Below are 8,643 nucleotides of genomic sequence, written 5' to 3'. Positions count from 1 at the left end.
GCTCCAGTGCAGACGCCGTAAGGAGGCTCCGCGATGCCTAGGCAAGGGCGAGTGGTTTACCGAATTATCCGCTTCACATGGTCCAGCGGGGACACAATCGGCAAGTGGTATTCGCCGAGGACGAGGACTACCAGCGTTACCTCTCCGATCTACGGGACCTCGAGGATGCCTTCGATAACAAGCTCCATGCATTTTGCTGAATAACCACCCATATCCATCTGCTCCTGGCGGCTTGCCGACCCTCCTTTCTACTGCCCCGTCGCACAGCGCCCCAATGTACTAGTACACCGGAAACCGCCGTCTCCCGTTGAACGGGCGGGCCCCGGCCCCCTACCATTCGCAGCACACCGACCCGCGCAAAGGGAGCGGGATGCCGCGTAGGCAGGCCGCCATGGAAGGAGAAGCAAATATGCCGGTACTGGCTCTGAGACTCACCGCCCTGGCGGCCCTTGCGATCAGCGTGTCGGGGTGCGTCATGGAGGCCTATGGCAGTCGCGCGCGTAGCGATGCGCAGTCCTGGATCGGCTTGCCGATCCAGGACGTGATCAAGCGCTTCGGCGAGCCGGAACGTGTGACGGGGGATGCCGCCAGGCAGAAGTACGTGTGGAAGGAGTACGAGAACTATAGCCACGACTACGACTACACCTACTACGAGCAGGGCCATGGCAATACGCCCAACAGCTCGGTCCTGAACCAGAAGACCGGCACGGCCAACCAGAGCGGCTATTACACCTGCATCTACGAGTTCTTTGCCGACGCCTCGGGCAGGGTGGTCGATGCGACCGCGCGGGGTGAGTGCCGCTAGTTCCAGGCGCTCTTCACGCCGCAAAGGGTGATTGGCTCAGCCAGCCACCGCCTTGTCTCCGACGTCGCAGAGACGCCTCAGTCCAGCGCGGAGGCGTCCCCTCCCCTCGCTCCGCCGTGATCGCCAGGCCGCCCTGCCTCACCCGGGTCCTGGTCCGGTCCTTGGCCTTGAAACCCGGCCGTTGCAGCCAGTAGCCGCGCAGGTTGATGCGGGGCGCCAGGCGGTTGTCGTCGCGTTCGTCCAGCGGCGCTCCGAGGTTTCCCCGGCGCCTCACAGCAGGATCAGCAGCGCTCCTACCAGCAGCCCCGCCAGGCTGAAGGGTAGCGTTTGCAGGGCCAGCCGCTTGCCGCCCACCAGCACGATCAGGCCGGCCTTGACCAGGCTGTTGCTCAGGGCGGCAAGGGCGATGCCGCGGCTGGCCACGCCTGGATCGAGTTCGCCCTGCGCCGCGCGGGCCAGGGACAGGGTGATCGCGTCGACGTCGGCGAGGCCGGAGAGCAGCGCGACCGCATAGATGCCGGCATCGCCGAACAGCCGCCGGCCGACCTCCACCAACAGCAGGATCGCGCTCAGCAGGGCGGCGAAGCGCAGGGCCGGGAGCAGTTCGAAGGGGTTGCGCAGGCCTGGCTCGTCGGGCGCCTCCTGGCTGGCGCGGCCGCCGCGCAGGGCGTGGAACAGCGTGCCGCCAAGGTAGACGAGGGTGGTGGCGGCGAATGGCAGGACCAGTTCCTTCAGCAAGGCCGGGTGGATCGCGCCGATCTCGACGAGGATGCGCGGGAACATCAGCGCCGAGGTCGCCAGCAGGGCGCACGCCAACAGGGCGTCGGGCATGCGCTCGCGCAGGCGCGCCAGGGTCAGGGTCATCACCGTGGAGGACACCAGGCCGCCGAGCACCGCGGTCAGCAACAGGCCCTTGCGCGAGCCGATCAGGCGGATGGCCAGGTAGGCGGAGAAACCGAGGGCGGCGATCAGCACCACCATCCACCAGGTCAGGTAGGGATTGAAGAACGCCCAGGGACCGTAGCCCTGGTTGGGCAGCACCGGCAGCAGGACCACGGAGATGAACAGCAGCTTGAGGGTGCCCGACAGTTCCTCGGCGGTCAGGCGCTTCAGCAGGGCGTGGAGCTTGTCCTTGAGGCTCAGCAGCAGGGTCAGCACGATGCCGCCGGCGGCAGCCAGCAGGCGCTGTTCGGTGAGGGCGAGGCTGCCGAGGAGGAAGGTCATCAGTAGGGCGATCTCGGTGGTCATGCCCTGGTCGCCGCCACGCCTGACGTCGCTCACGTAGCCGGCCACGGCCAGCGCCGCGAGGGCCAGCAGCAAGGCTACCCAGACTGCGCTGCCCAGTTCGCCCGCGAGCAGGGTGGCGAAGCCGCCGAGCAGGCCGGCCAGGCTGAAGGTGCGGATTCCGGCGATCTGCCGCGCATCTTCGTGGTCGCGCTCTTGCCAGCCGCGCTCGGCGCCGATCAGAAGGCCGATGGCCAGGGCCGTGCACAGGCTCAACAACAGATCCAGGGAAAGCGTCATGCTCGATTCCATTCGCCGGGAGAGAGGATGGCGACGTGCCTGTGCGCACCATAGCAGCAGACGACCCCGAGGTGCCTGCACGGTGGTACGCCGTCCGCCATGAGGCCGGCGCTGCCGCCGGTATCCATCGGGTTCTCCGCCCCGGTGTAGGCGCACGGGAGCTGGCGTAGGGAAAGTCCGCTGTTTTTCGGCCGCTGACGGTTTTCTTTCCGCGTGCTCCGACGGCCGCCAACAGTAAAAAAACCACGACCAATCCTGATAGGCGGAGGGGCGCCTCGTTCCTAGACTGGCGGGGAAACATCAGGAGACGTCAATCATCATGCATATTCAATCATCTCAGCAGAACCCGTCTTTCGTGGCTGAGTTGAGCCAGGCCGTGGCCGGGCGCCTGGGACAGGTCGAGGCCCGCCAGGTGGCCACTCCCCGGGAGGCGCAACAACTGGCCCAGCGCCAGGAAGCACCGAAGGGCGAGGGCCTGCTCTCCCGCCTGGGGGCTGCCCTCGCGCGTCCCTTCGTGGCGATCATCGAGTGGCTGGGCAAACTGCTGGGGAGCCGTGCCCACACCGCCACCCAGGCGCCGCTCTCCCGTCAGGACGCGCCGCCTGCCGCCAGTCTCTCGGCCGCCGAGATCAAGCAGATGATGCTGCAAAAGGCACTGCCCCTGACCTTGGGCGGACTTGGCAAGGCGAGCGAGCTGGCGACTTTGACAGAGGAGAGACTGGCGAAGGATCACACGCGCCTGGCCAGCGGCGACGGCGCCCTGCGCTCGCTGGCCACCGCCCTGGTCGGGATTCGCGATGGCAGCCGGATCGAGGCTTCCCGTACCCAGGCTGCCCGCCTGCTCGAACAGAGCGTTGGGGGGATCGCGCTGCAACAGTGGGGGACCGCGGGCGGTGCCGCCAGCCAGCATGTACTCAGCGCAAGCCCGGAGCAACTGCGCGAAATCGCCGTCCAACTGCATGCGGTAATGGACAAGGTCGCCCTGTTGCGCCACGCGGTAGAGAGCGAGGTAAAGGGCGAGCCTGTCGACAAGGCGCTGGCGGATGGCCTGGTGGAGCACTTCGGGCTGGAGGCGGAGCAGTACCTCGGCGAACACCCGGACGGGCCGTACAGCGATGCCGAGGTGATGGCGCTCGGTCTCTATACCAACGGCGAGTACCAGCACCTGAATCGTTCCCTGCGTCAGGGACGGGAGCTGGATGCGGGCCAGGCGTTGATCGACCGGGGCATGTCTGCCGCGTTCGAAAAGAGCGGACCGGCTGAACAGGTCGTGAAGACCTTCCGCGGCACCCAGGGCAGGGATGCCTTCGAGGCGGTGAAAGAGGGCCAGGTCGGCCACGACGCCGGCTATCTCTCCACCTCCCGGGACCCCGGCGTTGCCAGGAGCTTCGCGGGCCAGGGCACGATAACCACCCTGTTCGGCAGATCCGGGATCGATGTCAGCGAGATATCGATCGAGGGCGATGAGCAGGAGATCCTCTACGACAAGGGGACCGACATGCGCGTACTGCTCAGCGCCAAGGATGGGCAGGGTGTGACCCGTCGGGTGCTCGAAGAGGCCACGCTGGGGGAACGGAGCGGCCACGGCGAGGGACTGCTCGATGCCCTGGACCTGGCAACCGGGACGGATCGTTCAGGCAAGCCCTAAGAACAGGACCTGCGCCTGAGAATGCGCGGCCTCGACCTGGCCTGACCGGTCGACGGCAGAGACGGACACTCCCAAGGGGTGTCCGTTTTCATTTGCGCCGTACAGCGTCGGGCGCAATGGGCGGCAAGGAGGCCTGCCTGGCTGCCACCGGTTGGTGGCGGACACCGGCGCCTGGCATCCCACCTCGATCCTGCGAACGAGACGCAGTCAGAATTCCCCGAGTATGCTTCCTGCATAACGAAACGATCGGAATAACTGTGGTAACTTTGCCGCCCACCGAGATGGCCTATTGATGGCTCATACGGTTCGTGCATCGCTTCCCGCACGATTCTTTCGGATTTCCAAAGGCCGGCCGGGAGCGCCGGTTGATCGACGCATTCGTATTTCAAGGAAAGAAAACGTGGCCACCCCATTTCGCCCCTCGCCTTGGCGCGCCGCCGTGCCGCCTGGCCTTCCTCGATTTTCACTACGCCCTCTTTTCCGCACACGGGTCGGCTAGAAGCCGCTCCGCGTCGATAGCGTTTTTTTCCAGGAGAACCCCATGAGTCACAGCGCCAACAAAGCACTACTGCCGCTCCTCGCCGTCGCCACCCTGGCCGGCCTGGCGGGCTGCGCCACCGAGACCTCCACCGCATTGCCGGTACAGCAGGTTGAGAGCGTCAACCGACCCTACAGCGGCGTGCGTTCGCCGATTGCGGTAGGCAAGTTCGACAACCGCTCCAGCTACATGCGCGGGATCTTTTCCGATGGCGTCGACCGCCTCGGCGGCCAGGCCAAGACCATTCTCATCACCCACCTGCAGCAGACCAATCGCTTCAACGTGCTGGACCGCGACAACATGAGCGAGATCCAGCAGGAAGCGGCGATCAAGGGCCAGGCCCAGCGCCTGAAGGGTGCCGACTACGTGGTGACCGGCGACGTCACCGAGTTCGGCCGCAAGGAAGTCGGCGACCGCCAGCTGTTCGGCATCCTCGGCCGCGGCAAGTCGCAGATCGCCTACGCCAAGGTGGCGCTGAACATCGTCAACATCTCTACCTCGGAGGTCGTCTATTCGACCCAGGGCGCTGGCGAGTACGCCCTGTCCAACCGCGAGGTGATTGGCTTCGGCGGCACCGCCAGCTACGACTCGACCCTCAACGGCAAGGTCCTCGACCTGGCCATGCGCGAGGCGGTGAACAAGTTGGTCAACGCGGTCGATAGCGGCGCCTGGAAGCCACAGAACCAATAATCCACCAGAAACCAGGGAATCACGGCACACATGAGCAAGACGATCACATGGACGGCGGCGCTGCTGGGGAGCATGGCGCTGGCCGGGTGCAGCGGACCGAAGACGCTGTACCAGTGGGAGGGCTACCAGGCCCAGGTCCACGAATACTTCAAGGGTGAATCCAAGGAGGCCCAGGCGCAGGCGCTGGAAGCCGACCTCGAGAAGATCCGGGCGAAGAACGGCGCGGTGCCGCCGGGCTACCACGCCCAGCTGGGGCTGCTCTATTCCAGCATCGGCAAGGACGACCAGATGGTCCGCGAGTTCGAGACCGAGAAGGCGCTGTTTCCCGAGTCGGCGACCTACATGGACTTCCTCCTGAACAACGCCCGTGGAGGTGCCCGTTGAAACTCGCCCGACTATCCGGCCTGGTGGCCGGTTTCACCCTGCTGGCCCTGCTCGGCGGCTGCGCGCCGACCAAGAGCGTCGACTACTCGGCGTTCAAGCAGGCCAAGCCGCGCTCGATCCTGGTCCTGCCGCCGCTGAACGAGTCGCCCGACGTGAAGGCGACCTACAGCATGCTCTCGCAGGTCACCTTCCCGCTGGCCGAGGCCGGCTACTACGTGGTGCCGGTGGCGCTGGCCGACGAGACCTTCCGCCAGAACGGCCTGACCAGCGCCGGCGACGTGCACCAGGTGTCCCCGGCCAAGCTGCGCGAGATCTATGGCGCCGACGCGGCGCTGTACGTCACGGTGAGCGACTACGGCACGCGCTACATGGTGATCAGCAGCGCGACCATCGTCACCGCCAGCGCCAAGCTGGTCGACCTGCGATCCGGCACCACCCTGTGGACCGGCTCGGCGACCGCCTCCAGCGAGGAAGGCAACGGCGGCAACAACGGCGGCCTGGTGGGCATGCTGATCACCGCGGCGGTCAAGCAGATCATCAACAGTTCGGTGGAGGACGCCGGTTATCCGATCGCCGGGATGACCAGTGCGCGCTTGCTCTCAGCCGGCCAGCCGGGCGGACTGTTGTACGGCCCGCGCTCGCCGAGGTACGGCAGCGACTGAGCCGTGCGCCGGGGCTACGGGGACGTCTCCGTGGCCTCGGCGCAAGCCGCCGGGAGGGGCTTGGCCGCTGCGTTGCGCTTGGCCATGTACTGGCGGATCAGGTCGTCGAGCAACGCCCGGATGGCGCGCCGCTCGTCCAGCCGCAGGCGGCCGATGGCCTCGAACTGCAGGCGCAGGTCTTCCGGTAGCGCCTGCCGCTCGCTGCGCTCGCAGACCAGCCAGTCGAGGGGCACCGCGAAACGTCCGGCGATGGTTTGCAGCACCACCAGCGACGGGTGCCCGCCCTTGGTTTCGAAGTGCCGCAACTGGCTCACGGTGACGCCCAGTCGCTCGGCCATCTGCCGTTGGGTCAGGGCGTTCTGCTGGCGTAGGCGTAGGAGATTCTGCGCGAAGCTCATGGAAAACTCTCCAAGTCAGGGGAAATCCTTGCCACCGCCCCGGTGATGCGGGCGATGGCGGTTGTCTCCATCATCGGCGTTCGCACTCTTCGACTCTGCCCTACCGTTCCGGCGCGGGCCTGGGAAAGCTCCGGGTCGTGAGTCCGAGGTTTCCCCGCGTGCCGCCTTTTTCGATTCAGTAGAGGCTGAAGCGACGGGCTACGGTCCAGTTGGCCTGCGTCGGCGGCAGTTTGGCTCCGCGGCGAAGCGATAGGTCGCGAGGGCCTTGCGCCTGGCGAGGACTAGTCCGCTTGCGCCCCCTGCGCCAGGGCGTTGCCGACGCCCACCAGCAGCGCCCGGGTCTGCGCCACGATGGCGCTGCGGTAGGCCTCGTAGCGGGCGTCGCTGATGGCGTTGTCGTTGCGCGCGCCGCCGCCGCTCGCCGGTACGCCGGTGTAGTAGTTGTTCATCACCGGGACATGGATGTGCCCGGCGGGAATCTCCAGGCGGAACGCGTCGCGCAGCACCGTGTTGCGGTAGGCGCTCTCGTTGGACAGGTAGTCGCCGCCACCGCCGTTGCGCGCGCAGATCCGTCGGTTCGGCGGGAGCACCAGGGAGGGATCGGGCATGGCGTTCATCACCCCGTTGGTCGGCACGTTTTCGGTGCGCGGGTTGGCGCAATCGGGGAAGAAGTCGTAGTTGGTGTGCCAGGTGACGTCGAAGCCTTCCGCGGCCTGGCTGGTAGCGCCCGGCGGCCGCTCGATGCCGCGCCAGGTATCGGCGGCGAGCAACTGGCGGACCGGCAGCGAGGCCTTGGAGAACTGCGCCGGCAGGTTCTGCCGCCAGCGGCTGGCGCTGTCGTAGCCGAGCCAGCGGCGCGGCGGGTTGATATTGCAGCCGGAGCCGCGCAGGGAAATCGGCGCGGTGCCGGGATTGGTCACGCTGCCCAGGGGAAGCACGTAGTTGGGCAAAGCGCTGTCGGCGGGGCAGTAGACGATGCCGTCGTTGCCGGCGGAGGAGCCGTGGAAGCGGCCGTTCCAGGCCTCCAGCCAGAACTGGTTGGCGCCGCCCTGGCTGATGGTGACGGAGGCGTCGACCCGGCGCGGGCCGGGGCGGAACCAGGGGCCCAGGGTGTCTTCCTGCATGCCGCGGTTGAACGGGTCGTAGCTGACCGGCAACAGGTAGGCCTCGATACGCAGCAGGCTGCCGTCGGCCAGCCTGAACTCGCGGCCGTCCAGCGCAAGGGCGGTGGCGCCCGAGGGGTTGCCGTTGCGCAGGCCGGTGTTCGCCGTCCCGGGAGTGCCCAGGGTGAAGACGTCGAAGCCGCTGATGATCATCCGCCGGTAGCGCGAGCCGTCGGCGGCGTAGCGGCGCGGCAGGTCGATGTCCAACTGTCCGCGCGAGGCGCGTTCGAAGCGCCATTGCAGCGCCTGGGCCTGGGCCTTGCCGAGGCGGAAGGAGGGCGCCCATTGGCGCAGGGTGCGGGTCATGTAGAGGCGCGTCCAGTAGAGCATGCGGTCATCGCTGGCCGGCAGCGCGCCGGCGGGAATGGCACGGCGCCCCTGGGCCCGGTCGACGGCGGCGCGCCACAGCGCGCGGCCCTCTTCGGTGACCAGCTTCAGTGCCTTGGCGTAGCTGGTGACCGGGGTGCGGCCGTCGGCGGCGCACAGGCGCTTGGCGAAGGCCGGTTCGAAGCCGTCGAAGCCGGCGCCCTTGACGATGCGCTCGGCCAGCGGCGTCTGGTCGTGGGTGACGACGTTGGCGCCGCTGAACGGCAGCGGCGTGTCGAGCCGGCGCTCCTCGTAGGACAACGCTGCCTCGCGGTTCCAGGAGCAGGCGACGCTGGGCGGCTTGCGGGCGCCGGCGAGGTCGCCGTTGGCGGCCCAGCCGGCGCCGGGCAGCAGGGCTGCCGAGACGGCCAGGGTGAAGAGGGAGTATCGGCTTGCGTGACGGGCGTAGCGCATCGGGTGGACTCCTGTTCTTGTTCGGTTCATGGGTCGATCGGTGCGGCGGGG

General features: G+C 67.4%; 8 protein-coding genes and 1 pseudogene. 6 read left to right on the top strand and 3 right to left on the bottom strand.

Annotation, left to right across the window (positions count from 1 at the left end; all coding sequences use genetic code 11):
• Positions 1-33 precede the first annotated feature (33 nt).
• Together HMPREF2581_RS33375 and HMPREF2581_RS28940 are read left to right on the top strand one after the other, a co-directional pair.
• Positions 34-197, top strand: a pseudogene (locus HMPREF2581_RS33375) (transposase); the annotation flags it as partial.
• 212 nt (positions 198-409) lie between these two features.
• Positions 410-805: a hypothetical protein gene (locus tag HMPREF2581_RS28940; RefSeq protein WP_003083536.1), complete on the top strand. Its 396-nt coding sequence runs from the start codon at positions 410-412 to the stop codon at positions 803-805.
• Between the two features lie 270 nt (positions 806-1,075).
• On the opposite strand, the gene HMPREF2581_RS28935 is transcribed toward HMPREF2581_RS28940, so the two are convergent.
• A complete protein-coding gene (locus tag HMPREF2581_RS28935; protein ID WP_003136947.1) occupies positions 1,076-2,485 on the bottom strand; it encodes an MgtC/SapB family protein in 1,410 nt (469 codons plus the stop codon).
• Between the two features lie 163 nt (positions 2,486-2,648).
• Between HMPREF2581_RS28935 and exoT the strand changes: the two genes are divergently transcribed.
• From exoT to HMPREF2581_RS28915, 4 genes are all read left to right on the top strand, one after another.
• Complete coding sequence (gene exoT / locus HMPREF2581_RS28930) at positions 2,649-3,977, top strand: T3SS effector bifunctional cytotoxin exoenzyme T (protein ID WP_003136948.1); 1,329 nt, start codon at positions 2,649-2,651, stop codon at positions 3,975-3,977.
• Between the two features lie 541 nt (positions 3,978-4,518).
• Entirely contained in the window at positions 4,519-5,205 is a 687-nt protein-coding gene (locus HMPREF2581_RS28925) for a CsgG/HfaB family protein (RefSeq protein ID WP_003083559.1), read from the top strand.
• Positions 5,206-5,235: 30 nt separating this feature from the next.
• On the top strand, positions 5,236-5,589 hold the full coding sequence (locus tag HMPREF2581_RS28920) for a DUF4810 domain-containing protein (RefSeq protein ID WP_003083569.1): 354 nt from the start codon (positions 5,236-5,238) through the stop codon (positions 5,587-5,589).
• The gene (locus HMPREF2581_RS28915) at positions 5,586-6,251 is read left to right on the top strand and encodes a DUF799 domain-containing protein (protein ID WP_003083573.1); all 666 of its coding nucleotides are present in this window, start codon (positions 5,586-5,588) and stop codon (positions 6,249-6,251) included. Before HMPREF2581_RS28920 ends, HMPREF2581_RS28915 begins: the two co-directional genes overlap by 4 nt.
• 14 nt (positions 6,252-6,265) lie before the next feature.
• Here HMPREF2581_RS28915 and HMPREF2581_RS28910 read toward each other — a convergent pair whose 3' ends face one another.
• A complete protein-coding gene (locus tag HMPREF2581_RS28910; RefSeq protein WP_003104304.1) occupies positions 6,266-6,649 on the bottom strand; it encodes a helix-turn-helix domain-containing protein in 384 nt (127 codons plus the stop codon).
• A gap of 281 nt (positions 6,650-6,930) precedes the next feature.
• Positions 6,931-8,592 carry a hypothetical protein gene (locus HMPREF2581_RS28905; RefSeq protein ID WP_003136949.1) on the bottom strand — a complete coding sequence of 554 codons (1,662 nt, stop codon included), beginning with the start codon at positions 8,590-8,592 and terminating at the stop codon, positions 6,931-6,933.
• Between the last annotated feature and the right edge of the window lie 51 nt (positions 8,593-8,643).

Origin of the sequence: Pseudomonas sp. HMSC057H01 (assembly GCF_001836405.1) — a bacterium.
Lineage (GTDB): Bacteria > Pseudomonadota > Gammaproteobacteria > Pseudomonadales > Pseudomonadaceae > Pseudomonas > Pseudomonas aeruginosa.
The sequence above is the reverse complement of the archived record's forward strand: the minus strand, read 5'-3'. Positions and strand labels throughout refer to the sequence as shown.

Excerpts from the sequence above, each read along its gene's own strand:
- HMPREF2581_RS28920 (WP_003083569.1), top strand. The coding sequence starts at position 5,236 with ATGAGCAAGACGATCACATGGACGGCGGCGCTGCTGGGGAGCATGGCG.
- HMPREF2581_RS28905 (WP_003136949.1), bottom strand. The coding sequence starts at position 8,592 with ATGCGCTACGCCCGTCACGCAAGCCGATACTCCCTCTTCACCCTGGCC.
- HMPREF2581_RS28925 (WP_003083559.1), top strand. The coding sequence starts at position 4,519 with ATGAGTCACAGCGCCAACAAAGCACTACTGCCGCTCCTCGCCGTCGCC.
- HMPREF2581_RS28940 (WP_003083536.1), top strand. The coding sequence starts at position 410 with ATGCCGGTACTGGCTCTGAGACTCACCGCCCTGGCGGCCCTTGCGATC.
- exoT (WP_003136948.1), top strand. The coding sequence starts at position 2,649 with ATGCATATTCAATCATCTCAGCAGAACCCGTCTTTCGTGGCTGAGTTG.
- HMPREF2581_RS28910 (WP_003104304.1), bottom strand. The coding sequence starts at position 6,649 with ATGAGCTTCGCGCAGAATCTCCTACGCCTACGCCAGCAGAACGCCCTG.